This window comes from Staphylococcus sp. CoH_129_LAB_1 (assembly GCF_058191515.1).
This window is the reverse complement of sequence record NZ_JBXWKZ010000002.1, coordinates 32424-57850: the sequence shown is the minus strand read 5'-3', so window position 1 is coordinate 57850 and position 25427 is coordinate 32424. Positions and strand designations below refer to the sequence as shown.

The 25427-nt window shown below is 30.8% G+C and carries 26 protein-coding genes; 23 read left to right on the top strand and 3 right to left on the bottom strand.

Going from position 1 to position 25427, the window contains the following annotated elements:
- The first annotated feature begins 71 nt into the window (after positions 1–71).
- Together AC2FB1_RS01100 and AC2FB1_RS01095 are read left to right on the top strand one after the other, a co-directional pair.
- The gene (locus tag AC2FB1_RS01100; RefSeq protein WP_490673441.1) at positions 72–3515 is read left to right on the top strand and encodes a dynamin family protein; all 3444 of its coding nucleotides are present in this window, start codon (positions 72–74) and stop codon (positions 3513–3515) included.
- 16 nt (positions 3516–3531) lie between these two features.
- On the top strand, positions 3532–4425 hold the full coding sequence (locus AC2FB1_RS01095) for a 5'-3' exonuclease (RefSeq protein WP_490673440.1): 894 nt from the start codon (positions 3532–3534) through the stop codon (positions 4423–4425).
- Between the two features lie 298 nt (positions 4426–4723).
- On the opposite strand, the gene AC2FB1_RS01090 is transcribed toward AC2FB1_RS01095, so the two are convergent.
- Together AC2FB1_RS01090 and AC2FB1_RS01085 are read right to left on the bottom strand one after the other, a co-directional pair.
- Positions 4724–5125 carry a ribonuclease HI family protein gene (locus AC2FB1_RS01090; RefSeq protein ID WP_490673439.1) on the bottom strand — a complete coding sequence of 134 codons (402 nt, stop codon included), beginning with the start codon at positions 5123–5125 and terminating at the stop codon, positions 4724–4726.
- A gap of 104 nt (positions 5126–5229) precedes the next feature.
- Positions 5230–5934 carry a queuosine precursor transporter gene (locus AC2FB1_RS01085; RefSeq protein ID WP_490673438.1) on the bottom strand — a complete coding sequence of 235 codons (705 nt, stop codon included), beginning with the start codon at positions 5932–5934 and terminating at the stop codon, positions 5230–5232.
- A 198-nt stretch (positions 5935–6132) separates the two neighbouring features.
- Between AC2FB1_RS01085 and AC2FB1_RS01080 the strand changes: the two genes are divergently transcribed.
- The 19 genes from AC2FB1_RS01080 (at position 6133) to odhB (ending at position 23054) form a co-directional block, all read left to right on the top strand.
- On the top strand, positions 6133–6327 hold the full coding sequence (locus AC2FB1_RS01080) for a zinc-finger domain-containing protein (protein ID WP_490673437.1): 195 nt from the start codon (positions 6133–6135) through the stop codon (positions 6325–6327).
- An 11-nt stretch (positions 6328–6338) separates the two neighbouring features.
- Positions 6339–6587, top strand: coding sequence for a NifU N-terminal domain-containing protein (locus tag AC2FB1_RS01075; RefSeq protein WP_490673436.1), 249 nt, complete (start codon positions 6339–6341; stop codon positions 6585–6587).
- A gap of 17 nt (positions 6588–6604) precedes the next feature.
- On the top strand, positions 6605–7720 hold the full coding sequence (locus AC2FB1_RS01070) for a conserved virulence factor C family protein (protein ID WP_490673435.1): 1116 nt from the start codon (positions 6605–6607) through the stop codon (positions 7718–7720).
- 12 nt (positions 7721–7732) lie between these two features.
- Positions 7733–8167, top strand: a complete 435-nt coding sequence (gene brxA, locus AC2FB1_RS01065) for a bacilliredoxin BrxA (RefSeq protein ID WP_490673434.1) — start codon at positions 7733–7735, stop codon at positions 8165–8167.
- A gap of 196 nt (positions 8168–8363) precedes the next feature.
- Positions 8364–9320, top strand: coding sequence for a thymidylate synthase (locus tag AC2FB1_RS01060; protein WP_490673433.1), 957 nt, complete (start codon positions 8364–8366; stop codon positions 9318–9320).
- 42 nt (positions 9321–9362) lie between these two features.
- Positions 9363–9839, top strand: a complete 477-nt coding sequence (locus tag AC2FB1_RS01055; RefSeq protein ID WP_490673432.1) for a dihydrofolate reductase — start codon at positions 9363–9365, stop codon at positions 9837–9839.
- A 21-nt stretch (positions 9840–9860) separates the two neighbouring features.
- Positions 9861–10706: a DegV family protein gene (locus tag AC2FB1_RS01050; protein WP_490673431.1), complete on the top strand. Its 846-nt coding sequence runs from the start codon at positions 9861–9863 to the stop codon at positions 10704–10706.
- 94 nt (positions 10707–10800) lie between these two features.
- Positions 10801–11325: a peptide-methionine (S)-S-oxide reductase MsrA gene (msrA, locus tag AC2FB1_RS01045; RefSeq protein ID WP_490673430.1), complete on the top strand. Its 525-nt coding sequence runs from the start codon at positions 10801–10803 to the stop codon at positions 11323–11325.
- Positions 11322–11750 carry a peptide-methionine (R)-S-oxide reductase MsrB gene (gene msrB, locus AC2FB1_RS01040; RefSeq protein ID WP_490673429.1) on the top strand — a complete coding sequence of 143 codons (429 nt, stop codon included), beginning with the start codon at positions 11322–11324 and terminating at the stop codon, positions 11748–11750. The genes msrA and msrB overlap by 4 nt, the downstream gene beginning before the upstream one ends.
- 12 nt (positions 11751–11762) lie before the next feature.
- Complete coding sequence (locus AC2FB1_RS01035; protein WP_490673428.1) at positions 11763–12263, top strand: PTS sugar transporter subunit IIA; 501 nt, start codon at positions 11763–11765, stop codon at positions 12261–12263.
- Positions 12263–12484, top strand: coding sequence for a YozE family protein (locus tag AC2FB1_RS01030; RefSeq protein WP_490673427.1), 222 nt, complete (start codon positions 12263–12265; stop codon positions 12482–12484). Before AC2FB1_RS01035 ends, AC2FB1_RS01030 begins: the two co-directional genes overlap by 1 nt.
- 202 nt (positions 12485–12686) lie before the next feature.
- A complete protein-coding gene (locus tag AC2FB1_RS01025) occupies positions 12687–14153 on the top strand; it encodes a S41 family peptidase (RefSeq protein ID WP_490673426.1) in 1467 nt (488 codons plus the stop codon).
- Between the two features lie 17 nt (positions 14154–14170).
- Entirely contained in the window at positions 14171–14674 is a 504-nt protein-coding gene (locus tag AC2FB1_RS01020) for a GNAT family N-acetyltransferase (RefSeq protein ID WP_490673425.1), read from the top strand.
- Positions 14675–14692: 18 nt separating this feature from the next.
- The gene (gene murG, locus AC2FB1_RS01015; RefSeq protein ID WP_490673424.1) at positions 14693–15760 is read left to right on the top strand and encodes an undecaprenyldiphospho-muramoylpentapeptide beta-N-acetylglucosaminyltransferase; all 1068 of its coding nucleotides are present in this window, start codon (positions 14693–14695) and stop codon (positions 15758–15760) included.
- Positions 15761–15777: 17 nt separating this feature from the next.
- Positions 15778–16401 carry a phosphatase PAP2 family protein gene (locus AC2FB1_RS01010; RefSeq protein ID WP_490673423.1) on the top strand — a complete coding sequence of 208 codons (624 nt, stop codon included), beginning with the start codon at positions 15778–15780 and terminating at the stop codon, positions 16399–16401.
- A gap of 328 nt (positions 16402–16729) precedes the next feature.
- Positions 16730–17389: a response regulator transcription factor gene (locus AC2FB1_RS01005; protein WP_490673422.1), complete on the top strand. Its 660-nt coding sequence runs from the start codon at positions 16730–16732 to the stop codon at positions 17387–17389.
- Positions 17389–18747 carry a HAMP domain-containing sensor histidine kinase gene (locus AC2FB1_RS01000; RefSeq protein ID WP_490673421.1) on the top strand — a complete coding sequence of 453 codons (1359 nt, stop codon included), beginning with the start codon at positions 17389–17391 and terminating at the stop codon, positions 18745–18747. Before AC2FB1_RS01005 ends, AC2FB1_RS01000 begins: the two co-directional genes overlap by 1 nt.
- A 180-nt stretch (positions 18748–18927) precedes the next feature.
- A complete protein-coding gene (locus tag AC2FB1_RS00995) occupies positions 18928–21735 on the top strand; it encodes a 2-oxoglutarate dehydrogenase E1 component (RefSeq protein ID WP_490673420.1) in 2808 nt (935 codons plus the stop codon).
- An 11-nt stretch (positions 21736–21746) separates the two neighbouring features.
- Complete coding sequence (gene odhB, locus AC2FB1_RS00990; protein WP_002449702.1) at positions 21747–23054, top strand: 2-oxoglutarate dehydrogenase complex dihydrolipoyllysine-residue succinyltransferase; 1308 nt, start codon at positions 21747–21749, stop codon at positions 23052–23054.
- A gap of 191 nt (positions 23055–23245) precedes the next feature.
- Here the strand turns inward: odhB and AC2FB1_RS00985 are convergent, their stop codons facing one another.
- Positions 23246–24499 carry a tyrosine-type recombinase/integrase gene (locus tag AC2FB1_RS00985; RefSeq protein WP_490673419.1) on the bottom strand — a complete coding sequence of 418 codons (1254 nt, stop codon included), beginning with the start codon at positions 24497–24499 and terminating at the stop codon, positions 23246–23248.
- Positions 24500–24818: 319 nt separating this feature from the next.
- Between AC2FB1_RS00985 and AC2FB1_RS00980 the strand changes: the two genes are divergently transcribed.
- Both AC2FB1_RS00980 and AC2FB1_RS00975 read left to right on the top strand, forming a co-directional pair.
- Positions 24819–24962, top strand: a complete 144-nt coding sequence (locus AC2FB1_RS00980) for a hypothetical protein (protein WP_490673418.1) — start codon at positions 24819–24821, stop codon at positions 24960–24962.
- A gap of 252 nt (positions 24963–25214) precedes the next feature.
- Positions 25215–25421, top strand: coding sequence for a hypothetical protein (locus AC2FB1_RS00975; protein WP_490673417.1), 207 nt, complete (start codon positions 25215–25217; stop codon positions 25419–25421).
- The last annotated feature ends 6 nt before the right edge of the window (positions 25422–25427 follow it).

Sequence of the window (25427 nt, the reverse complement as noted above, 5' to 3'; positions counted from 1 at the left end):
ATAATTCTTTTTAGTTTTATAACCTTAATTTTTTTATATGTTAGAGTGATTGAAATAAAGGGGATAGTATTATGCAAAATAATGAACAATTAGATGTATTATACAAATTAAAAAAAGAAGTAGAAAAATCGAATAATGAAGCATTAGTGCATACCATTAACCAAGTGATTAAAAAAGTATATTTCAATCAATATACACTGTCATTTGTTGGACATTTTTCAGCTGGTAAATCAACATTAATCAATTTATTATTAGAACAAGATATCTTGCCTAGTTCACCTGTACCAACTACAAGTAATACGGCCATTGTTTCTGTCTCGAAAGAAGAAGAAATTATTGCTAATTTAGAAAATCAGAAATATGCTAAGTTAAATACATATGATGATGTAAAAACAATGAATCGATTAAATATTGATGTAGAATCTATTGAAATAAAGTTTCCTTCAAATAAATTTAATCTTGGTTTTACATTACAAGATACTCCAGGGGTAGACTCAAATATTTCCACACATCAATCTATAACTGAACAATTTTTATATACAAGCAATATGATTGTGTATACAGTTGATTATAATCACGTTCAATCTGCACTCAATTTCAAATTTATGAAACGTATGAATCAAGTTGGCATTCCTATTATTTTTGTTATCAACCAAATTGATAAGCATAATAATGATGAAATTTCTTTTGATACATTTAAGCAAAGGGTGGAACAATCTTTACAAGATTGGGATATTAATATCGCTCAATTATTTTATGTTAGTAAATTTGATCATCCAGAAAATCAACTTCATTTATTCTCAGATTTTTTAGTAGAAAAGGACAAACAGCGAGAACCTATTGAAGATTTTGTTACACGTACAATTGATTTCATAAATCTTACTCAACTTTCATACATTCAAGATCATATGCAAAATATACTTGAAGAGTTAAATATCAATGAATCTGAATTTGAAGAATCCTATAAGCAATTTCAACAGAATCAAGTTGTAAGTGAAGAAGCACAATTATTAAATCATTCTTCTCAATTGTTAACATACTTAAAAGAAAAACGTAAAAATATATTAGATAATGCTTATATAATGACTCACGATATGCGAGAAGATATTCGTTATTACCTCGAAAGTATGGCTTCAGACTTTAAAGTTGGGGGCCTGCTAAATAAGAAAAAGAAAACGGAAGAAGAAAGAACAAAACGTTTACAAATTGTTGTAGAGCGTTTACAAGAAAAAGTAAATCAACATATTCGTCAACCGATGCGTGAAGATTTATCCTTTGTTACTCGTTTTATTAATCATCCTGAAGTAAATCAACGAATTTTAAACCAACATTATCAAATTGAACCTACTTTAATTTCTAATTTATATCAAACACAAACAAGTATTAGTAATACCTACGTTTTAACATTTAGTGATGAGGTTTTAAAAGCTATTGCTCGTGATGTAGAAAGACAATCTGATCCATTATTTAAAGACATTATCGAACATACTGAAGCAACTGAATTATCTAGCGTAGATCCTAATGATGCAGATTTATATGAACAATATCTTGAATTCAAGAATTTAAAACAGTCACTAACAACTGAAAACTATAAACATTATTATATTCATATGGATGATTCACTCGATAAATTAATTGATCGCACAGAAACGCATTATGAATTCAATCAATCAACCATATCTTCATCAAAAAGTTTAGATGAAGATATGGTATCAACTGATAATACAACATCTCATAACATAGATATACAACAAGTTCTCGATATCATCGAGCCTGTTCCTTTATACAAAAAGACAAAGCAAGATATTAAAGAAACTTTGCAACGTATGGATAATAGGATTATAAAAATAGGGGTGTTCGGTACCTTTAGTGCAGGAAAAAGTAGCTTAATCAATGCACTACTTGGAGACCATTATCTTGTAAGTTCACCTAATCCAACTACAGCAGCTACTACTGAAATCTCATATGGCCATGAGAGTCAAATTACTTTGAAAACAAATAATCAATTATTAAATGAATTAAATCAGATGCTTGAATATCAAAATGTATCTTTTAACACTTTAGAAGAATTTGTGAATAGTAATATTGAATCTTTAAAACAACAATTAGAAAAAAATCAACTGGCTTTTATAACATCGGTTGAGAAACATTTTTCAATGTATCAAGACATGCTAAAAAAAGGAATAACACATACCATTTCACAAAATGAAATTAAGCAATGGAGTGCTGAAGATGAGTACGCTACATTTGTTAAAACCGTTCATATAAATCTTCCATTAGATTGGTTAAAAGATAAAATTATCGTTGATTCATTAGGTTTACATTCTAATAATCAACGCCATACTAATGAGACAGAACAAATTTTAACTTCTTCAGATTTGATTTTATATGTAAGCTATTTTAATCATTCATTTACAGATGATGACAAAGCATTTATTGAACATATGAAAGACATCAACCAATTAAGTGAAGTACAGACATTTAAAATGATTATTAATGCAGTAGATTTAGCTGAAACTAATGAAGATTTAACAGCTGTTGAACATTATGTAAAAGATGCTTTATCACAAGTAAACCTGCCATCTGAATTATTTAGTGTATCAAGTAAATGTGCGTTAGAGACTAAAGATGAAGGCATTCTAAATTTAAAAGACAGTATTAATCACTTTGTTGAAACTGAGTCAAAAGTGATTTTAGAAAAGCAAATTGTTCATCAAATTGAACAAATGCGTAATAATTTTAATCAAATCATCAATGAATTTAAAACTAATCAATCACGTATGTTAGAACGACAAAAACAACTTGAAACTTATAAGGAAAAAACACCATTAACTAACCAAATTGTTCTTACAAGTAAGCAACATACTAAAAATGAGATTGAAGAACAAATATATCATCTAAATAAACGATTACAACTTCAATTATTAGATGAGGTAAAAAAAGTATATAATAGTCAAATGACACAAAATAACGATTTTAATAGTGAAAAGAAACGTGTCACAAAAGTTTATTTAGATCAAGTTCATCAACGATTATATTTAGAACAAATTTTATTATTTGAAAGAATAAAAACATATTTTAATTCTCAACTAAATCAACAATTAGCACCAACAATTCAAAAATTAAACTCAGTCCATGTGCTTATCCAACCTTATTTTAAAATAACGGCGCCTTTTATTGACGATGCATTATTACGAATTGCCCTAGAAGAGATGCTTGCAGCTTTACCTAAACAGTTATCTAAACGCAAAATTTTAAATGCAAATACTCAAAGAGAACTACAAGAAATGATTCGTTCAAATACATTAGAATTGTTACAGCCATCACTAAGCGAATTAAAACAACAATTAGATGATTATGTTTCTACATTAACACACGAAGCAGATATCGAAATTAATCAGTTAAATAACAATGTTTTAGAACAAATCAATGACTTATTATCTAGAAATATCGATGATTCACTCGTTGAACAATTAAAAACGGTAAATCAAAAATTAGAACCACTTTTAAAGTAGAAAGAAGGAACAATGTATGAGTCAACGTGTCTTACTTGTAGACGGAATGGCACTATTATTTAGACATTTTTACGCTACAAGTCTACACAATCAATTTATGTTTAACTCTAAAGGCATTCCAACTAATGGTATTCAAGGCTTTGTAAAACATATCTTTACAGCAATTAAAGATATAGAACCAAGCCATGTTGCTGTATGTTGGGATATGGGCCAGTCGACCTTTAGAAGTGATATGTATACCTCATATAAACAAAATAGACCTGCGCCACCAGATGAATTGATACCTCAATTTGATTATGTAAAAGAAATTGCAGAACAATTTGGTTTTGTGAATATCGGTGTTGTAAATTATGAGGCAGACGATGTCATAGGAACACTGGCCAAAGCTTATTCAAAAGAGAATGAAGTGCATATTGTAACGGGAGATAGAGATATTTTACAATGTATCAATGAACATGTAGAGGTCTGGTTAATCAGAAAAGGATTTAATATTTATCATCGTTATACTCTTGATCGTTTCCATGATGAGTATGCATTAAATCCTCTTCAACTTATTGATATTAAAGCATTTATGGGAGATGCAGCAGATGGATATCCTGGCGTTAAAGGCATTGGAGAAAAAACTGCCATTAAATTGATACAATCTTATGGAAGTGTTGAAAGCGTGCTAGACAATATAGAGGCACTTACGCCTAGTCAACAGAAAAAAATTACAACTGATAAAGAAAATTTAATTCTATCGAAACAATTAGCAGAAATTTATACAGATGTTCCCATTGATACAAATGCATTATATGAAAAAATGGAATATGTGCATTCATTGAATCACATTCTTTCAATTTGTAATGAACATGAACTTTATGTATCTGGTAAATATCTTGCTTCAAACTTTCAATCTACGCAAAGATGATTTTATACGTCTGTAACTTAAAATAAGTTGCAGGCTTTTTTGAATTAAAAGTATTTCTTCAAATCATATTAAAACAATCAATACAAATTTATCTTATAGACCTTTCCTTATAAGAGTAAAAACTACTCCGCATAGTTCATTGTCATTACCTAAGAAAACAAATTTAACAGTTTTAAGAACTTAACCAAAATTTAATTTCTTCTTAAAGTCATATGTGCACTAATCATTTAACTTCTAACACATCACGTAAAAAAGCTCTTCAAGATATAAAATACTTGAAGAGTTTTTTAATCACACATTATTTTTTATTCTTAGTTAATTTGTATAAAGCTTGTTGCGCTAATTGGTTTGCTTCTTTGTTTTTATCTCTTGGAATCCACTTCACGAATAGTAAATCAAAACTTGCTTCTAAAATCTCTATATTTTCAAAAAAAGGTTTAAAACGCGCATTTTTTACATAACCTTGATTCACACTATCTTCTATCAATTTAGAATCTGTGTGCAATAAAGCATTTGAAACCTTTAATTCACGAGCATGTTCTAACGCATGAATAAATGCAGACCATTCTGCACTATGATTATCCAATTCTCCTAAATCATGTGTATACGTGTATTTTGTATTATTTTCTTTAATTACTATTCCACACGTACTGCGTCCTGGATTACCATTTGTCGCAGCATCAAAAAATATTTTAGCCATCAAAAACACCTCTAATTTAAACATCAACTAAGCGATATTAGTCTATTTATTATAAAAATAGCATATTGTTTAGTAAACCTAAACAATATGCTTGTATAATCGTTTTAATAACCTTCGTCTAATTTTTGAATTTTCCCTTTACGATAAAATGACTTTGCAATATAGCCAAATGGAACATTGAAAACCGTTGAAACTAATTTTAAAACGTACGTAGTAATAAAGATTTCAAATACGACGCCTGCAGGCAATGTACCAATAAATGCGATAGTTACAAATAATGCAGTATCAATAATTGAACTTAAGACCGTACTTCCATATGCTCTAATAATAAATGTTTTATCAGAATGGAAAACTTTTTTAATCATTGAAAAAATAAATACGTCTATATGTTGTCCTATGATATAAGCAATAATTGATCCTAAAGCAATTCTCGGCACTAAGTCAAAAATAGTAGATAATGCTTTTTGAGATATATCTTCTGGTGCAGGAATGAAATGTAATGACATTTGCATTACAATTATCATAACTAGAGTTGAGGAGAAACCTAGCCATACAGCACGTTTAGCAACTTTTCGTCCATAAATATCATTTAAAATATCTGTTGCTAGATAGATAGAGGCGAACATTACATTACCTAGTGTTGCTGAGATACCAAAAATATCAACCGTTTTAATAACTTGGATATTAGCAATAATTGTACCGATTGCTACCCAAGCGATAAGTCCCTGTTTACCAAAACAACGATACATTAAAACCATTAAAATAAAGGTTACCAAAAAAGTAGCAATACCAAAAAATTCATTATACATCATTTAACCTCCTAAATTTTGTTAATGCGGGTGTTTAGAAACCGCTAAGCAACTCTACTATTTTATAGTAAAATATATTCAAATTCAACAATCATTAATCAATTCATTTTAAAAATAGTGTAAATTAATAAAGATTGTTTTAAAATAATTATCATATAAGTTATAATAGCTCCATATTTATAAAACTAAGTATAAGGAGTGAAAATTATACTTACACATTCCGAACAAAACGCAATAGAAAGAATCGATGAATTAATGAATACTTATTGTGATAAATGTTTATTAAAAACACATATCAGAAAAACAGAAGGAAAAACACAGGCACATCATTTCTGTATTTCTGAATGTTCAATAGGTAAGCAAATTAAGCAATTAGGCAATGAACTTCAATAGGAGGGGAATTTATGCATATTAAGTCAATTGAAGAAACACCAAATTATAATACAATTAAAATTAATTTAAGTGAAAAACGTGAAGATAATCAATCAAATACGTATACATCTATTCAAGATGGTCAACCTGATTTTATTAACCGATTATTTGATATCGAAGGAGTAAAGTCAGTTTTTTATGTCATGGATTTTATTTCAGTAGATAAAGATGAACATGCCAATTGGAATGACCTCGTACCTAAAATTAAAGACAAATTTTAATTTTAGGAGGTAGATTAGTGGAAATATTAAAAATTGAACCAACACCAAGTCCAAATACGATGAAAATCGTTTTAAGCGAAAAGCGTGAAGATAATCAGTCTAACACTTATACTGAGGTCAAAACATCTCAACCTGACTTTATTAATAAATTATTACAAATTAAAGATGTTAAATCTATATTTCATGTAATTGACTTTCTAGCTATTGATAAGTACCCAAGAGCAGATTGGGAAGAGGTACTACCTCAAATTACTACGTCACTTCAAAAAGGAGAAAGTATTGCTCAATCATCTCAAATTGAATCGCACTATGGAGAAGTAAACGCCGAGATACTTACTTTTAAAAATATTCCATATCAGATTAAATTAACAAATTCTCATGATGAAGTGCGTAAACAACTACCTGACATTTTTGTTAATAGTATGCTTAAAGCACAAAAAGATGATGATAATCTTATCTTTCTCAGAAAATGGAAAGAAATTGGTGTACGCTATGGAGAACTCTCTGTAGTTATGGAAAACGTTTATGAAGAAATCATTGCATTATATCCAAAAAGTCGATTGGATGAATTAGTAAATCAAGCTTTAGCTATAACACAGAATGGTACACCTCATTTTTATCAACATGTTTCCTACGAGAAATACATGAATGAATCAGACTGGAAAGTTCGCCTCAGAATGTTGACAGAATTTCCAACCCCAACACTTGAAGATATTCCACTCTTAGAACAAGCTTTAAATGAAAATAAGCTACCACTTAGACGTCAAGCTATCGTTTTATTTGGTATGATTGAAAGTAAAGAAATATTGCCATACTTATACAAAGGACTAAATGATAAGAATCCTGCTATTCGACGTACAGCAGGGGACTGTATTAGTGATTTAGGATTTAAAGAAGCTTTGCCAGAAATGGAAAAAGCACTTGATGATCCACAAAAAATTGTTCGTTGGAGAGCTGCAATGTTCTTATTTGAAGAAGGTGGCGAAGCACAACTGGCGTCTCTAAGAGCGCATGCAAATGATAATGCTTACGAAGTAAAACTTCAAGTGGAAATGGCAATTTCTAGAATTGAAAATGGCGATGAAGCATTAGGTTCCGTATGGAAACAAATTGCTAATCGTAATAATAATTAAAGGAGTTTTTATATGAATCCGTATGAACAATATATGCATGAACTAGCACAACAAATGCGTTCTGAATTAACTGATAATGGTTTTACAAGTTTAGAATCAAGTGAAGATGTATCAAACTATATGAATAATATTAAAGATGACGAAACAACATTTGTTGTTATTAACTCTACATGTGGATGTGCTGCTGGTTTAGCAAGACCTGCCGCTGTAGCAGTTGCTGATCAAAATGATAAAAAACCAACACATAAAGTTACTGTGTTCGCTGGACAAGATAAAGAAGCAACGCAAACAATGCGTGATTATATTCAACAAGTTCCTTCAAGCCCTTCATACGCTTTATTTAAAGGCACAGAATTAAAACATTTTATTCCACGTGAACATATTGAAGGTCGAGATATTCAAGATATCTGTATGGATATTAAAGATGCGTTCGATACAAATTGTTAATTTTATTAGATTAGTTTATTCTATCTAAATATACATCTCTAATGAGTAAATGAGTTCAGTAAGATTATTTACTCATTAGAGATTTTTTAATGAATAGGATTTAAAATAATATCTATTCAATGACATAATTCATTCAATAACTTTCTATTTTCTAGTATAATAATAATTAATATAAAACTTTAGGAGAGATGTACATATGCTCAATCCTTTTGATTCAGCGTATCATGATTTATGTAAAGAAATTCTAGAAATTGGTAATCAACGTGATGATAGAACTCATACTGGCACCATTTCTAAATTTGGACATCAAATTCGCTTCGATTTAACGAAGGGATTTCCTTTGCTAACTACAAAAAAAGTATCTTTCAAACTTATTGCTACTGAATTATTGTGGTTTATAAAAGGAGATACAAATATTCAATATTTATTAAAATATAATAATAATATTTGGAATGAATGGGCTTTTGAAAAATATATTCAATCTAAAGATTATCATGGTCCAGATATGACAGATTTTGGGCATCGTTCTCAAAAGGATGAAAATTTCGACAAAGTGTATCAACAAGAAATGAAAAAATTTAAAGAGAATGTGTTGAAAGATGACGCTTTTGCTAAAAAATACGGTGATTTAGGGAATGTCTATGGAAAGCAATGGCGTGATTGGGTCGATCAATATGGTAACCATTTCGACCAGCTTAAAATGGTAATTCAACAAATTAAAACAAACCCTAATTCGAGAAGACACATAGTTTCAGCATGGAATCCGACTGAAATTGATAACATGGCATTACCACCATGTCATACAATGTTTCAATTTTACGTACAAGATGACAAATTAAGTTGTCAACTTTATCAACGTAGTGCAGATATTTTTCTAGGTGTACCTTTTAATATTGCAAGTTATGCATTACTTACTCATTTAATTGCTAAAGAATGTAATTTAGAAGTTGGAGATTTCATTCATACTTTTGGAGATGCACATATTTATTCTAATCACATAGAAGCAATCAAGACTCAACTTTCTAGAGAAAGTTTTGCACCGCCTACATTAAAAATAAATTCTGAACTATCAATATTTGATATTAATTATGAAGATTTAGAACTTGTAAATTATCAATCTCATCCAGCAATTAAAGCGCCAATTGCTGTGTAGTCAATCTTTAATTAAAAAATAAATTTAAAGGGGATATGATAAATGACATTATCAATTTTAGTGGCACATGATCAACAACGTGTCATTGGTTATAAAAATGCTCTCCCATGGCATATTCCAAACGATTTAAAACATGTGAAACAACTCTCAACTGGCCATACACTTGTGATGGGGCGAAAAACATTTGAGTCTATCGGCAAACCATTATCAAATAGAAAAAATGTAGTTTTAACTCGTAATAAACATTTTAAACCTGAAGGTGTTGAAGTGATTCACTCAATAGAGGATATCTACAATTTAGATGGACATGTATTTATTTTCGGTGGCCAAACATTATTTGAAGTAATGATTGATAAAGTTGACGATATGTATATCACTGTAGTAGACGGAAAACATCAAGGTGATACATTTTTCCCACCGTATACATTTGAAGATTGGACGGTCGCTTCTTCTAAAGAGGGTCAACTTGACGAAAAAAATAATATTCCACATACTTTTTTACATTTAGTACGAAAATAAGCTAACGGGGGAAATTATGATATGACTAAACAAATAATCGTTACAGACTCTACCTCAGATTTATCAGCTGAATATTTAAATCAACATAACATCCATGTTGTTCCATTAAATTTAACAATTGATAAAGAATCATTTGTAGACCAAATAGATATCTCATCGGAGGAGTATATTAAACGTATTGAAGAAGACGCTGACGTTAAAACTAGTCAGCCATCAATTGGAAAATTTATTGAATTATATGAACAACTTAATAAAGATAATGATGACGTAGAAATCTTTAGTATTCATATGTCTTCAGGACTAAGTGGAACATATCAAACTGCTTTACAGGCAAGCAATATGGTAGAAGCAAAGGTAAATGTGATTGATTCAAAGTCAATTTCATTTGGCTTAGCATACCAAATTCAACGTCTAGTCGAACTTGTAAATATTAATCTTTCAAGTGTAGAAATTATTAAACGTATTTCAGAATTACAGAAAAACATTAAACTATTTGTTGTTATTGGCCAACTCAATCAATTAATTAAAGGTGGACGCATCAGTAAAACAAAAGGTTTAATTGGGAATATTATGAAAATAAAACCTGTAGGGACACTTAAAGATGGATATTTAGAAATCGTACATAATTCTCGTACTCAAAATTCTAGTATCCAATATCTAAAAAAAGAGATTGCTAAATTCATTGAGAATCATACCATTCAATCGATTGGTATTGCACATGCAAATACGATTGAATTCGTTGAAAAAGTTAAAACTCAATTTAATGAAGCATTTGGTCAACAACGCTATGATGTAAATATAACGACACCAGTCATTTCTACACATACTGGTCAAGGTGCTATCGGTCTTGTAGTAGTTAGAGGATAGTAATAGATGGTTTAAATGATAGACCACTGAGTTAATTACTTTAATTTAATGTCATAATATCGTAAATTTAGAAGAAGATAGAGGAGGTAATATGATGGCATATGCAACATTAGCAGGAGGATGTTTTTGGTGTATGGTTAAACCATTCACATCATATCCAGGCATTGAAGACGTTGTATCAGGTTATAGTGGCGGAGACATAGAGAATCCTACGTATGAACGGGTATGTTCAAATCAAACTGGTCATAGAGAAGCTGTTCAAATTACTTATAATCCAGATATTACGTCATTTGAAAATATTTTGGATGTTTATTTTAAAACATTTGATCCGACTGATAATAAAGGGCAATTTTTTGATAGGGGCGAAAGCTATGAACCAGCAATCTTTTATCATGATAAACAACAGAAAAAGGCTGCTGAATTAAAAATCCAACAACTAAATGAGGAAGGTATTTTTAAAAAACCTATCGTTACACCAATTCTTCCATACAAAAACTTTTATCCAGCAGAAGATTATCATCAAGACTATTATAAAAAAAATCCTATGCATTATGAGCAATATCAACGCGGTTCTGGTAGAAAAGCATTTATAGAATCACATTGGGGGGACTCAAAATGATTAAAAAAGATAAAAGCGAATTAAATGATATAGAGTATCTCGTTACTCAAGAAAACGGTACAGAACCCCCTTTCCAAAATGAATATTGGAATCACTTCGATAAAGGAATATATGTAGATAAAATTTCTGGTAAACCTTTATTCACTTCTGAAGAGAAATTTGAATCTGATTGTGGTTGGCCAAGTTTTTCAAAAGCGTTAGATGATGATGAAATCGTTGAACTTGTAGATAAATCATTTGGTATGATTCGAACTGAAGTTAGATCAGAAGATGCTAATAGTCATTTAGGTCATGTATTTAATGATGGTCCAAAAGAAAGTGGTGGACTACGTTATTGTATTAATTCTGCAGCCATTCAATTTATTCCATACGAAAAGTTAGAAGAATTAGGCTATGGAGATTTGATTCAACATTTTAAAAAATAGGAGAGATGCTTAATGTTTAAGAAATTATTTGGCAAAGGTAAAGAAGTTAATAAAGAAATTCAATTATATGCACCTTTAACGGGCGAATATGTCAAAATTGAAGATATTCCTGATCCTGTATTTGCTCAAAAAATGATGGGTGAAGGTTTCGGTATTAATCCTACTGAAGGTGAAGTAGTATCTCCAATTGCAGGAAAAGTTGATAATGTTTTTCCAACTAAACATGCAATTGGTTTAAAAGCTGAAAATGGCCTTGAAATTTTAGTACACATTGGTTTAGATACTGTGCAGTTAGATGGAGAAGGATTTAACGTGCTTGTTAGCAGTGGCGACACAGTTCAAGTAGGCGATCCCTTACTCAAATTCGATTTAGAATTTATTAGAAATAATGCGAAATCGGTTATTTCACCTATTATTATTACAAATTCTGATCAAACAGAATCTATTTCAATCGACGACGTTAAAGCTACTATTAAAGGCGAAACTAAAGTTGTCGCTGTGACAATGAGCTAATGAAAGATCATTCGTTTTATCAATTTGCCTTAACGGCTAGAGGACGTAAAGATGATAAAGGTGAATTAGCCGAAGAAATTTTCAATGATTTATCTTTTCCAAAACATGAAAGTGACTTTAATGTATTATCAGAATATATAGAAATGCAAAGCGACATTATGTTACCTATGTCAGTATTTGACGATTTATATGAAGAATATACAGAATGGTTAAAATTCTAATTTAAATTCGTTTTATGTCTAAATATGATATGGAGTGGTATTATAAAATCTTAATTTTAGATTTATATGCCACTCTTTTTACCTTTAATTACCTAAGAAAAACAATTTCTTATCATTTGCGTTTGCTTAAAAATAAAGACATACTAGTTATATCTTTATGAAAAAGGATAAGATACAAGATGGAATTAGAGGAAGTGGTTTTATGAATAATCATTCTGAGGAGCACCATGATGTACAATCAGATAAAAATAAACCTGCATCTACAAAAAAGATGCATTTAAAAATATGGCAATTTATCATAATTTTATTAAGTGTTATTATCGTTACAACTACTATAGCAGTATTTGCAACGATAGGAATTACTCATAAATTAAGTGGTTTAACTAAAGAAGAACGTCAAGAAATGAACAAAATAGAATTTGCATATAAAACGTTAAATACAGACTATTATAAAAAACAAAATTCAAGTAAACTTTCTGAAGCTGCGATTGATGGTATGGTAAAAGAATTAAAAGATCCATATTCTGAGTATATGACAAAATCTGAAACAAAGAGCTTTAATGAAGATGTATCTGGAGATTTTGTAGGTATTGGCGCAGAAATGCAAAAGAAAAATAAAGATATTATGATTACAAGTCCTATGAAAGATTCTCCTGCTGAAAAAGCAGGTCTTCAACCTAAAGATGTTGTTACAAAAGTTAATGGCAAATCTGTTGTAGGTAAACCCTTAAATCAAGTTGTTAAAATGGTAAGAGGTAAAGAAGACACAAACGTTAAGTTAACCGTTAAACGTGGTTCTGAAGAAAAAGATATTAATATTAAACGCGGTAAAATTCATGTGAAAAGTGTGGAATATAAGAAAAAAGGTAACATAGGTGTGTTTACAATTACTAAATTCCAACAAAACACTGCGAGTGAGTTAAAATCTACAATTATAAAAGCTCATGATAACGGCGTTCGCAATATTATTTTAGACTTACGTAATAACCCAGGTGGATTATTAGATGAAGCTGTCAAAATGACTAATATTTTTATTGATAAAGGACAAACTGTTGTTCAACTAAAAAAAGGCAATGATAAAGAAACAATTACTACTTCAAACGATGCTTTAAAAGATGTTAAAGATATGAAAGTCAGTATTTTAGTGAATGACGGGTCCGCAAGTGCATCAGAGGTCTTTACAGGAGCGATGAAAGATCATCATAAAGCTAAAGTGTATGGGTCAAAAACATTTGGTAAAGGAATCGTTCAAACTACTCGAGAACTTAAAGATGGCTCATTATTAAAATACACCCAAATGAAATGGTTAACACCTGATGGTCATTATATTAATGGAAAAGGTATTGAACCAGATGTTAAAATTGATTCTCCTAAGTATCAATCATTAAGTGTCATTCCATCAGAGAAGACATATTCTATTGGCGATAATAATAAAAATGTTAAATCAATAAAAATTGGTTTAAATGCTTTAGGTTACTATAACAGAGATGAATCAAATCAATTTGATAATCAATTAGCTAATGCTATTAAAACATTCCAATCAGATAATCAATTGTCTGAAACGGGTAAATTTGATAATAAAACAAATGAAAAATTCACCCAATTATTAGTTGAAAAATCAAACAAAGAAGATACAGTCTTAGATAAATTACTAAAATTAATAAAATAAAAAGGAGCATCTAATACATGATTAGACTAGGTAAACATGAAGATATTAATCAAATCGAAACATTGGTTTCAGAAGCAAAAGATTTAATGAAGTCCTTGGGTAATACTCAATGGGACGATAAGTACCCAGTTACAGAACATTTTCAAGAAGACATTGATGCTGATACGTTATATGTTTTAGAGGAAAATGATACTATTTATGGATTTATTGTTGTCGACCAACAACAATCAGAGTGGTATGATGATTTAGAATGGCCAGTTGATAGAAATAATGCTTATGTTATCCATAGATTAGCTGGTTCTAAAGATTATAAAGGTGCAGCAACTCAGCTGTTTGATTTTGCAGTTGATTTAGCAGAAAAACATCATATCCATGTGATTTTGACAGATACTTTTGCATTAAATAAACCCGCTCAAGGTTTATTCGAAAAATTTGGTTTCCAAAAAGTAGGAGAAGCAGAAATTGACTATCATCCATTCGATAGAGGCGCACCATTCTATGCATATTATAAAAACATATAAGAATAGAGGTTAATAATCATGTCTAAAATTGCGTTTACCGGAGGCGGCACAGTAGGACACGTATCAGTGAACTTAAGTTTAATTCCAACTGCATTAGAAAAAGGACATCAAGCTCTTTATATTGGTTCTAAAAACGGAATTGAACGAGAAATGATTGAATCACAAATTTCGACTATTAAATACTATCCAATTTCCAGTGGTAAATTACGTCGTTATTTATCTTTTGAAAATGCAAAAGATGTTTTTAAAGTATTAAAAGGTATCTTAGATGCACGTCGAGTTCTCAAAAAAGAAAAACCTGATTTATTATTTTCTAAAGGTGGATTTGTTTCTGTTCCTGTTGTTATAGCAGCACGTTCATTGAATATTCCTACCATTATTCATGAATCAGATTTAACTCCTGGTCTAGCAAATAAAATTTCTTTAAAATTTTCAAAAAAAATATATACAACATTTGAAGATACGCTCAAATATCTTCCTAAAGATAAAGCTGATTTTGTAGGAGCAACAATTAGAGAAGACTTAAAGACAGGTAATCAACAAAAAGGTTATGAAATGACAGGATTTAACTCGGATAAAAAAGTATTACTGGTCATGGGTGGTAGTCTTGGTAGTAAAAAATTAAATGATATGATTAGAGAAAATCTTGAAGCTTTGCTACATGATTATCAAATCATTCATTTAACAGGTCACGGTTTAGTCGATGATTCATATAAACAAAAAGGATATATCCAATATGAATTTATTAAAGAAGAATTAACACATCTATTATCTATTACAGACACAGTCATAAGTCGTGCAGGTTCTAATGCTATCTACGAATTTTTAACTTTAAGAATCCCAATGTTGTTAATACCTTTGGGGCTTGATCAATCTAGAGGAGACCAGATTGACAATGCTAAATACTTTGAATCTAAAGGGTATGGAAAAATGATTCCAGAAGATCGACTTACACAAGTTAAATTACTTGAACAACTAAAACAAATTGAGTCCCATCGTAATGATATTATTCATCAAATGGAATCTTATAAAGAAAGCTATACTAAAGAAGACTTATTTAATAAAATTTTAAATGACGCGCTTTAATATAGGAGGACCAAATGATGGATAGAACAAAACGCATTACACTGCTCATTGTTTTTACTTTAATCTTTGGCATCATTGCATTTTTCCATGAATCACGTTTAGGTAAATGGATTGATAATGAAGTATATGAATTTATCTATGCATCGGAAAGTTTTATTACCACATCTATTTTATTAGGCGCAACAAAAATTGGAGAAGTATGGGCAATGGTTTGTTTATCATTAATGCTTGTTGCTTATTTAATGCTTAAACGTTACAAAATTGAAGCTTTATTTTTTGTAATCACAATGTCATTATCAAGTATATTAAATCCCTTACTAAAAAATATTTTTGACCGTGAACGCCCAACATTACTTCGTTTAATTGATATTTCTGGGTTTAGTTTTCCTAGTGGACATGCAATGGGTTCAACTTCATTTTTTGGAAGTGCAATGTATATTGCTAATCGTAAAGCATCAGGAAGCACAAAAGGAATCATCATCGGACTATGCGCAGCATTTATATTACTCGTTTCTATTTCAAGAGTATATTTAGGTGTACATTACCCAACTGATGTTATAGCAGGAATCATTGGTGGTGCTTTCTGTATCGTTCTTTCAACTTTAGTATTAAAGGGATTACATAAGTCTACAACCATATAATAAATAATAAAGAAGTGCACCATATTTGGTGCACTTCTTTATTATTTACGTATCGTTTTTAAAACGAACGTTTATTAGTATTTACGGGCATATAAATTAAGGGGGAATGGCTTGAAAATGATTATAACTCTAAGCATATTTAGTTGTGGGGGGACTTAGATTTAATTGATAATCATTTTCAACTACTATTATATCTCATTGATAACGATTGTCAATTAAAATATTGATTTTTATTTTATTCATTCCAATGGCGAATTAATTTTATGATAAAATATTGGTTATATTATAAGAAATCTTATGTTTATTAAAAAAAGAGGTGTCTGAAAAAGTGACTAATATTTTAATCGTAGAAGATGAACAAAATTTAGCCAGATTTCTTGAATTAGAATTAACACATGATGGTTATAAAGTAGATATCGAATATGATGGTGAACCTGGTTTAGAAAAAGCATTAAATAACGATTTTGATTTAATTATTTTAGATTTAATGTTACCAAATATAAATGGATTAGAGATTTGTCGTCGTGTACGTCAAGTACAGTCAACACCAATTATTATCATCACTGCTAAAAGTGATACTTACGATAAAGTGACTGGATTAGATTATGGTGCAGATGACTATATAGTAAAGCCATTTGAAATTGAGGAGCTTTTTGCGAGAATTCGTGCTGTATTACGTCGCCAACCTCATAAAGATATTATCGATATCAATGGTATTAGAATAGATATTGATGCATTTAAAGTAACTGTTGATGGCAAGCAATTAGATTTTACTAAAACTGAATATGATTTATTGTATCTACTAGCAACGAATCGTAATCACGTATTACAACGAGAACAAATTTTAAATCATGTATGGGGATACAATAGTGAAGTAGAAACGAACGTGGTTGATGTTTATATCAGATACTTAAGAAATAAATTGAAACCTTTTGGTAAGGAAAAAGTCATTGAAACGGTTCGTGGCGTAGGGTACGTGATTCGATAATGAAAAATCACACATTACAATATAAATGGATGACAATCACTACTTTAATTATGTTTACTACAATTATCTTATTTTGTCTGATTATTATATTCTTCTTAAAAGATACTTTAAGAGAAGGAGAAGTAGATGAAGCAGAACATAGTTTAAGTGATATTGTCAATTTAATTCAAACGCGTCCGATTAATAGCATATCAATATTAGATTTAAGTGCCTCCTTAGAAAATTATGAAGAAGTTATTATTTACAATCATACAGGTCACAGAATAATGAAATCCTCTAATGAAAGTACAATACAGTTCATACCTAATATTAATTTACAAAAGACTGATCGAATTCAGATAATGCGACATAATGGGAAAGAGTATTTAGTAATTACTGAACCACTCCATAGTCCGAACTTTAATGGCTATAGTGTACTGATTCATTCTCTTGAACACTACAATAACTTAGTAAAATCACTGTATATAATTGCTATTGTTTTTGGTCTACTTGCTACAGTGATTACAGCATGTATTAGCTATATTATTTCTAAAAAAATCACAAAACCACTGGTAACAATGTCTAATAAAATGAACCAAATACGACGTGACGGCTTCCAAAATAAATTAGAACTTGATACAAGTTATGAAGAAACAGATAATTTAATAGAAACTTTCAACGAAATGATGTATCAAATTGAAGCCTCTTTTAATCAACAAAGACAATTTGTTGAAGATGCTTCTCATGAGTTAAGAACACCTCTCCAAATCATTCAAGGTCATTTAAACTTAATTAAACGCTGGGGTAAAAAAGATCCTGCCATTTTAGAAGAGTCTTTAAATATTTCTCTAGAAGAAATGAACAGAATTACAAAGTTAGTAGAAGAGTTATTATTATTAACTAAGGATAAAGTAAATATGCAATCATTAGAAAAAGAAGACGTTGATATCAATGCGGAAATCCAATCACGAGTTAAGGCACTTCAACAACTCCATCCAGATTATCTATTTGAAATTGAACTAGAACAAAAACCTTTGGTATTGCAAATTAACCGTCATCAATTTGAGCAATTAATCTTAATTTTTATAGATAATGCCATGAAATACGATAAAGAAAGAAAACATATATGTATTAAAACACAATTACGTAATAAACAAATAAGTATTGAAATTACCGATCATGGCTTAGGTATACCAAAGGAAGATCAAGAATTTATTTTCGATCGTTTCTATAGAGTAGATAAGTCTAGAGCAAGAAATCAAGGGGGAAATGGGTTAGGCCTATCAATTGCCGAAAAGATTGTGAGTCAATATGTCGGTTACATCACTGTAGATAGTGAACTTAACGAATTTACAACATTTAAAATCAATTTTAAATAACTTAAATACTAACCACAGATGATAATAATCTGTGGTTTTTTATTAACATAAATTTCAAAAAAATATCTTTATTTATATTTTTTCTTTTTACATAATATTCAGTTAATAGTCTTTATCAATGGTTAAAATAGTGCTATGATAGTTGTGTAAGCGGTTTAACTATTTTGTGGAGGGTATAATATGGCAAAGGATAAAAAGGATGTTACGGAAGCACCTGTAAACTTTGGCGCAAATTTGGGTCTTATGCTCGATTTATATGATGATTATCTTCAAGATCCAACTTCTGTCTCAGATGATTTACAAGTGCTTTTTAGTACAATAAAAAATGGCGAAGCACAAATCAAGGCTAAGTCTACCACAGATGGGAGTGGTACTTCAGCAGATGATAGTACAATCAAACGTCTCATGCGTTTAATCGATAATATTAGACAATATGGTCATCTAAAGGCTGATATTTATCCTGTAAATGCACCTGAAAGAACGCATGTTCCTAAACTAGAAATTGAAGAGTTTAATTTAGATATAGAAACATTAGAAAATATTTCGCCTGGAATCGTATCAGATCATTTTAGTGATATATACGATAATGCTTATGAAGCGTTAAAGCGTATGGAAAAGCGTTATAAAGGTTCTATTGCGTTTGAGTACAATCATATTAATAATAATAAAGAACGTACTTGGTTAAAACGTCGTATTGAAACACCTTATAAAGCTACTATCAATAATGATGAAAAAATTAATTTATTCAAAACACTCGCTCATGTTGAGGGTTTTGAAAAATATCTACATAAAAATTTTGTTGGAGCAAAACGTTTCTCAATTGAAGGTGTAGATACATTAGTGCCAATGTTGCAACATACATTGAAACGAGCTGCTCAAGAGGACATCCAGAATATTCAAATTGGGATGGCACATAGAGGACGTCTCAATGTTTTAACACACGTATTAGAAAAACCATATGAAATGATGATTTCAGAATTTATGCATACCGATCCAATGAAATTCTTACCTGAAGATGGCAGCTTAAAACTTACTGCTGGTTGGACTGGCGATGTTAAATATCACCTAGGCGGTGTGAAAACTACTTCTTCATATGGTATTGAACAACGTATTTCTTTAGCAAATAATCCTAGTCACCTAGAAATCGTTGCACCTGTAGTAATAGGTAAAACACGAGCTGCTCAAGATGATACACATCATGCTGGTGGACCAACTACTGATTTCTATAATGGTATGCCAATTATTATTCATGGAGATGCTGCATATCCTGGTCAAGGCATCAATTTTGAAACAATGAATTTAAGTAATTTAGATGGTTATTCAACTGGCGGGGCACTACACATAATTACAAATAATAGAATTGGGTTTACAACTGAACCTATTGATGGTCGTTCTACAACATATTCATCAGATATCGCTAAAGGCTATGATGTACCTATTCTTCATGTGAATGCAGATGATGTAGAAGCAACAATTGAAGCCATCGATATTGCTATGGAATTTAGAAAAGAATTCCATAAAGACTTTGTTATTGATTTAGTAGGTTATCGTCGCTACGGACACAATGAAATGGACGAACCATCTATTACAAATCCAGTGTTATATCACAATATCAAAAAGCATGATTCAGTCGAAGTCATTTATGGAAATAAACTTGTAGATGAGGGCATTTTGACGAAAGAACAAATGTCTGAAATCATTGATTCTGTACAAAAAGAAATGCGTAATGCTCAAGATAAAATTGATAAATCAGATAAAATGAATAACACTGCAATGGATAAACCAGAATCGCTTCAATTACCTTTACAAAGCGATGAAACAGAGTTTAGCTTTGAACATTTGAAAGAAATTAATGAAGCAATGCTTAGTTATCCTGAAGATTTCCAAATCTTTAAAAAATTAAATAAAGTATTAGAAAAACGTAGAGAACCTTTTGAAAATGAAAATGGTTTAGTTGATTGGGCTCAAGCAGAACAATTAGCTTTTGCAACAATTGTTCAAGACGGCATCTCAATCCGTCTCACAGGTCAAGACAGTGAACGTGGTACATTTAGTCATAGACATGCTGTATTACATGATGAAGATAATGGTAATACGTATACACCACTTCATCACGTACCAAATCAAAAAGCAACATTTGAAGTACATAACAGTCCATTATCAGAAGCTGCAGTCGTAGGCTTTGAATATGGATATAATGTTGAAAATAAAAATAGTATGAATATTTGGGAAGCCCAATATGGAGATTTTTCAAATATGGCACAAATGATGTTTGATAATTTTATGTCATCTGCCAGAGCCAAATGGGGCGAGCGTAGTGGTCTAACTTTATTCTTACCACACGCTTTTGAAGGTCAAGGTCCTGAACATTCATCAGCACGTTTAGAAAGATTCTTACAACTGGCGGCTGAAAATAATAGTACAGTGGTCAATCTATCAAGTTCTAGTAACTACTTCCATTTATTACGTGCACAAGCTAAAAGTTTAAATACTGAAGCGATGAGACCATTAATTGTGATGTCACCTAAGAGTTTGCTAAGAAATAAAACAGTGGCTAAGCCAATTAGTGAATTTACAACTGGCGGTTTCAAACCAATTATTGTTGAAGATGCTCAAAAAGCTAAAGTAACAAAAGTCATTTTAGCTTCTGGAAAAATGTTTATTGATTTAAAAGAAACATTAGCAAAAGAACCTAATGAAAATATACAACTTATTGCTGTGGAAAGATTATATCCTTTCCCAGAGGAGGACATTAAAAAAGCTTTAGAAGAATTACCAAATTTAGAATCTGTTGCTTGGGTTCAAGAAGAACCTAAAAACCAAGGCGCATGGTTATTTGTTTACCCATATCTTAAATCTATTGTTGGACATCAATATCATTTAAGTTATCAGGGTAGAATACAACGTGCAGCACCTGCCGAAGGTGATGGAGAAATTCACAAACTTGTTCAACATAAAATTATTGAAAATAGTGTCAAAAATAACTAGGGGGAAATATAATGGCAGAGGTAAAAGTTCCAGAATTAGCAGAATCAATTACAGAAGGTACAGTTGCAGAGTGGCTAAAAAACATAGGGGATAATGTTGAAAAAGGAGAAGCTATTCTTGAATTAGAAACTGACAAAGTGAATGTTGAAGTTGTATCTGAAGAAGATGGTATACTTCAAGAACAACTTGCATCTGAAGGCGACACTGTAGAAGTGGGCCAAGCTATTGCAATTGTCGGTGAAGGTAAAGGTAGTACAAGTAGTTCAAGCGAATCACAAAATAACGATTCAAATTCTGAAAATGAAAACACAAAAACAGATTCTGCAGAAACTAATTATTCAACACCACGCACTTCTACTGAAGCACAAGGTAGCGATACAAGTTCAAATGACGACTCAGAATCAATCAATAATAAAAGAGTGAATGCAACACCATCAGCACGTCGTCATGCTCGTAAAAATGGTATTGATTTAAATGAAGTAGCTGGAAAAGGTAGCGATGTGATAAGAAAAGAAGATGTTGATAATAGTCAAAAACCAAGTCAATCTAATCAAAATACTCAACCTAATTCACAACAAGAAACATCTAAAAAATCAACTGCTAATACGCCTAATAAACCAGTGATCCGTGAAAAAATGTCTAGAAGAAAGAAAACAGCTGCAAAAAAATTATTAGAAGTATCTAATAATACCGCAATGCTCACAACATTTAATGAAGTTGATATGACAAATGTAATGGAATTAAGAAAACGTAAAAAAGAACAATTTATTAAAGATCATGACGGCACTAAATTAGGATTTATGTCATTCTTTACTAAGGCAGCAGTAGCAGCACTCAAAAAATATCCAGAAGTTAATGCTGAAATTGATGGAGACGATATGATTACTAAACAATACTATGATATTGGTATTGCTGTTTCAACAGATGATGGATTATTAGTACCATTCGTTAGAGATTGTGATAAGAAAAACTTTGCTGAACTAGAAAAATCAATTGCAGATTTAGCAGTAAAAGCACGTGATAAAAAACTTGGATTAGATGATATGGTAAATGGTTCATTTACCATCACTAATGGTGGTGTATTTGGTTCTATGATGAGTACACCAATTATTAATGGTAATCAAGCTGCTATCTTAGGTATGCATTCAATTATCACTCGTCCAATTGCTATTGATAAAGATACAATCGAAAACCGACCAATGATGTACATTGCATTAAGCTATGACCATAGAATTATCGATGGCAAAGAAGCAGTTGGATTCTTAAAAACAATTAAAGAGCTTATCGAGAGTCCAGAAGATTTACTACTAGAATCTTAATCCACAACACAAAATAGTTTACTAACCCTAATACAACGGCGTTTATCGTCGTTGTATTTTTATGTATTTATGCATTTACGGAAAATCCCCCCGAATCCCCCCCATATCATCATTATTTTAATATTAGTAATTATTATAACTTGAACCAAAAATAAAAAAGCGCCTAAATAAAAAGGACGCTTTCAATATATTTATTGCACTAACCGTAATTTATATTTTTGATTATTAAAATCTTTATCGTATGCTTCTTGCTCATTAATCAAGTTTTGCGCCATATTATCCGTAACATGTGTATATATCCTCAATGCTATATTGCTATCAGAATGACCCACACGCTCTTGAATAGCTTTTAAGGGGATAGCATGCTGTGCTAATATAGATACATGGGTATGACGCATTGTGTGTGTTGAGACACGTTTTGTGATATTGGTAATCTTCAATGCTTCTTTTAAGATATAATTTATCTTATTAGTTGAAAGGGGATTACTTTTTTTATTTGTGAATATGAAATCTCGTTCCAAAAACTCAGGATCTAATTCGTTAAATTGTTTGTATTTGTATAATTCGTCAAAAATTTCAACTGCTCGTGCAGTGATACCAATCTTATGCATACTTGAACCCGTTTTTGTTATGTCTTTAACACCATATCTTTGTGAAATGGGATCTTTTCTGTCTACTAGAGTACCATTTACATCAATAAACCGCTTCTCGAAGTTAATATCTTTAAATTGTAACGCTAAGACTTCACCGATACGCATACCAGTAAGTAATTGTATTTCTAATGCTTTATATGCAGAATAATATGTTTTAGCCCAAGCGTAATTGAAATTCTTGTCATACATTTTTTTCAATGCATTTAGTAACTGGTGCTGTTCCAGTTCATTTAGATAGTTCTCACGCTCTTCAATTGTTTGCTCATATGTTTTCTTATTACTAGGCAACTTCACACGCTCTATAGCTGTTATATCTCTCATATCGTACACGTCACGTACATACTTAAATACGGACATCAATCTATTCTTATGCGACTTTACTCGTGAATAACTAACACTTTTAGCCCACATATCAATTAAATCTTGCATATACTGGAAATGTACATTAATGATTTTAATATCCTTTTCAATATCATTCTTCATAGATCCAATTTCATACTTATATGAGTTAATCGTGCTTTGTTTTAAATTATCTGATTTTATAGCACGCTCTAACCATTCAGTCATAGCATCATGTAATGTTAGACCTTTTAACTCTTTCGTATTTCTGTCTTTCAATTTCACTTCTATTTTACTCTGTAATAGCTTTCTCGCTTCGTTTTGATATGTTTTAGCATCTTTGTTCTTAGTTACAGAAACTTCACGCCATTTGCTTGTGAGTGGATCTATATATTTCTCAAAAAATTCGTAACGTTTAATGCCTGATTTACTCACTTTTTCTTTTACATACACTAGTTATCACCGTCTATATTATTTTGATCATTAATAATACTTTCTTTTATGTCAAAATAATCTTTTGGTTCCTTCAAAAACAAATGTTTAGTTGAGATATATGCTTTAATCAAATTGTTTATCATTTCTAAATCATCTGATGAAAGTACATTGTAATTAATATAGTAGTTTTACGTTCAATTATAGATATCGAAGACAATGAAGAAGTAAAATATTTGTATATTCTATTAAAACGGCTTTATGAAGAATTAAGTACTACAATGGCAAATGTTTTGCCAGCCTGTATCATTAATTCATACTCAAAAGGATTAAAACAGGCATGACAACAAAGCAGATCACACAACATGTTGGCGAGAAGTTTGGTAAAAGAGGTATGACTGCATTTGTTACAAAGGACGGTAAACATTTACCGGTGGACTTTTACGCAAAGACAGTAACACGTACTAAACTGCAGCAAGCATAAAATCATGGGCACCTCAACAGGTATTCAGAGCGCAAGGTTAAGCATGTAGAAGTTACTGGTAATATTCCTACCTGTGGGCAATGCGCAGCTTATAGAGGTATCGTATTTGTTACAGAGCCGGGCGACAAATTCCCACATGTAGATTTGCATAGACTATTCCCATTGCACCCTAACTGTCAATGTAACTTCCAGCCATATGTTGTTAAGTTTAAAAGCGATGAAGATATACAACAGACATTGGATAAGTCACACATGTTCGACCCTGATAAAGATACTAGAACAGTTAATGAGGCAACGAAATATAACAGAACGCAGAAAGCAAAAGCAGCAGCGCGCAAGAAACGCCATTCATTTAATAAGATGCAAAGTAAATTAGGCAAGGACGGGCCACAATCATTTAAAAAATACAAGAACGCAAGCAAGAAACAATATCATGAGTGGATAGCGAAAATTAATTAACTAATT

Excerpts from the sequence above, each read along its gene's own strand:
- AC2FB1_RS01100 (WP_490673441.1), top strand. The coding sequence starts at position 72 with ATGCAAAATAATGAACAATTAGATGTATTATACAAATTAAAAAAAGAA.
- AC2FB1_RS01095 (WP_490673440.1), top strand. The coding sequence starts at position 3,532 with ATGAGTCAACGTGTCTTACTTGTAGACGGAATGGCACTATTATTTAGA.
- AC2FB1_RS01090 (WP_490673439.1), bottom strand. The coding sequence starts at position 5,125 with ATGGCTAAAATATTTTTTGATGCTGCGACAAATGGTAATCCAGGACGC.
- AC2FB1_RS01085 (WP_490673438.1), bottom strand. The coding sequence starts at position 5,934 with ATGTATAATGAATTTTTTGGTATTGCTACTTTTTTGGTAACCTTTATT.
- AC2FB1_RS01075 (WP_490673436.1), top strand. The coding sequence starts at position 6,339 with ATGCATATTAAGTCAATTGAAGAAACACCAAATTATAATACAATTAAA.
- brxA (WP_490673434.1), top strand. The coding sequence starts at position 7,733 with ATGAATCCGTATGAACAATATATGCATGAACTAGCACAACAAATGCGT.
- AC2FB1_RS01060 (WP_490673433.1), top strand. The coding sequence starts at position 8,364 with ATGCTCAATCCTTTTGATTCAGCGTATCATGATTTATGTAAAGAAATT.
- AC2FB1_RS01055 (WP_490673432.1), top strand. The coding sequence starts at position 9,363 with ATGACATTATCAATTTTAGTGGCACATGATCAACAACGTGTCATTGGT.
- AC2FB1_RS01050 (WP_490673431.1), top strand. The coding sequence starts at position 9,861 with ATGACTAAACAAATAATCGTTACAGACTCTACCTCAGATTTATCAGCT.
- msrA (WP_490673430.1), top strand. The coding sequence starts at position 10,801 with ATGGCATATGCAACATTAGCAGGAGGATGTTTTTGGTGTATGGTTAAA.
- msrB (WP_490673429.1), top strand. The coding sequence starts at position 11,322 with ATGATTAAAAAAGATAAAAGCGAATTAAATGATATAGAGTATCTCGTT.
- AC2FB1_RS01035 (WP_490673428.1), top strand. The coding sequence starts at position 11,763 with ATGTTTAAGAAATTATTTGGCAAAGGTAAAGAAGTTAATAAAGAAATT.
- AC2FB1_RS01030 (WP_490673427.1), top strand. The coding sequence starts at position 12,263 with ATGAAAGATCATTCGTTTTATCAATTTGCCTTAACGGCTAGAGGACGT.
- AC2FB1_RS01025 (WP_490673426.1), top strand. The coding sequence starts at position 12,687 with ATGAATAATCATTCTGAGGAGCACCATGATGTACAATCAGATAAAAAT.
- AC2FB1_RS01020 (WP_490673425.1), top strand. The coding sequence starts at position 14,171 with ATGATTAGACTAGGTAAACATGAAGATATTAATCAAATCGAAACATTG.
- murG (WP_490673424.1), top strand. The coding sequence starts at position 14,693 with ATGTCTAAAATTGCGTTTACCGGAGGCGGCACAGTAGGACACGTATCA.
- AC2FB1_RS01010 (WP_490673423.1), top strand. The coding sequence starts at position 15,778 with ATGGATAGAACAAAACGCATTACACTGCTCATTGTTTTTACTTTAATC.
- AC2FB1_RS01000 (WP_490673421.1), top strand. The coding sequence starts at position 17,389 with ATGAAAAATCACACATTACAATATAAATGGATGACAATCACTACTTTA.
- AC2FB1_RS00995 (WP_490673420.1), top strand. The coding sequence starts at position 18,928 with ATGGCAAAGGATAAAAAGGATGTTACGGAAGCACCTGTAAACTTTGGC.
- odhB (WP_002449702.1), top strand. The coding sequence starts at position 21,747 with ATGGCAGAGGTAAAAGTTCCAGAATTAGCAGAATCAATTACAGAAGGT.
- AC2FB1_RS00980 (WP_490673418.1), top strand. The coding sequence starts at position 24,819 with ATGACAACAAAGCAGATCACACAACATGTTGGCGAGAAGTTTGGTAAA.
- AC2FB1_RS00975 (WP_490673417.1), top strand. The coding sequence starts at position 25,215 with ATGTTCGACCCTGATAAAGATACTAGAACAGTTAATGAGGCAACGAAA.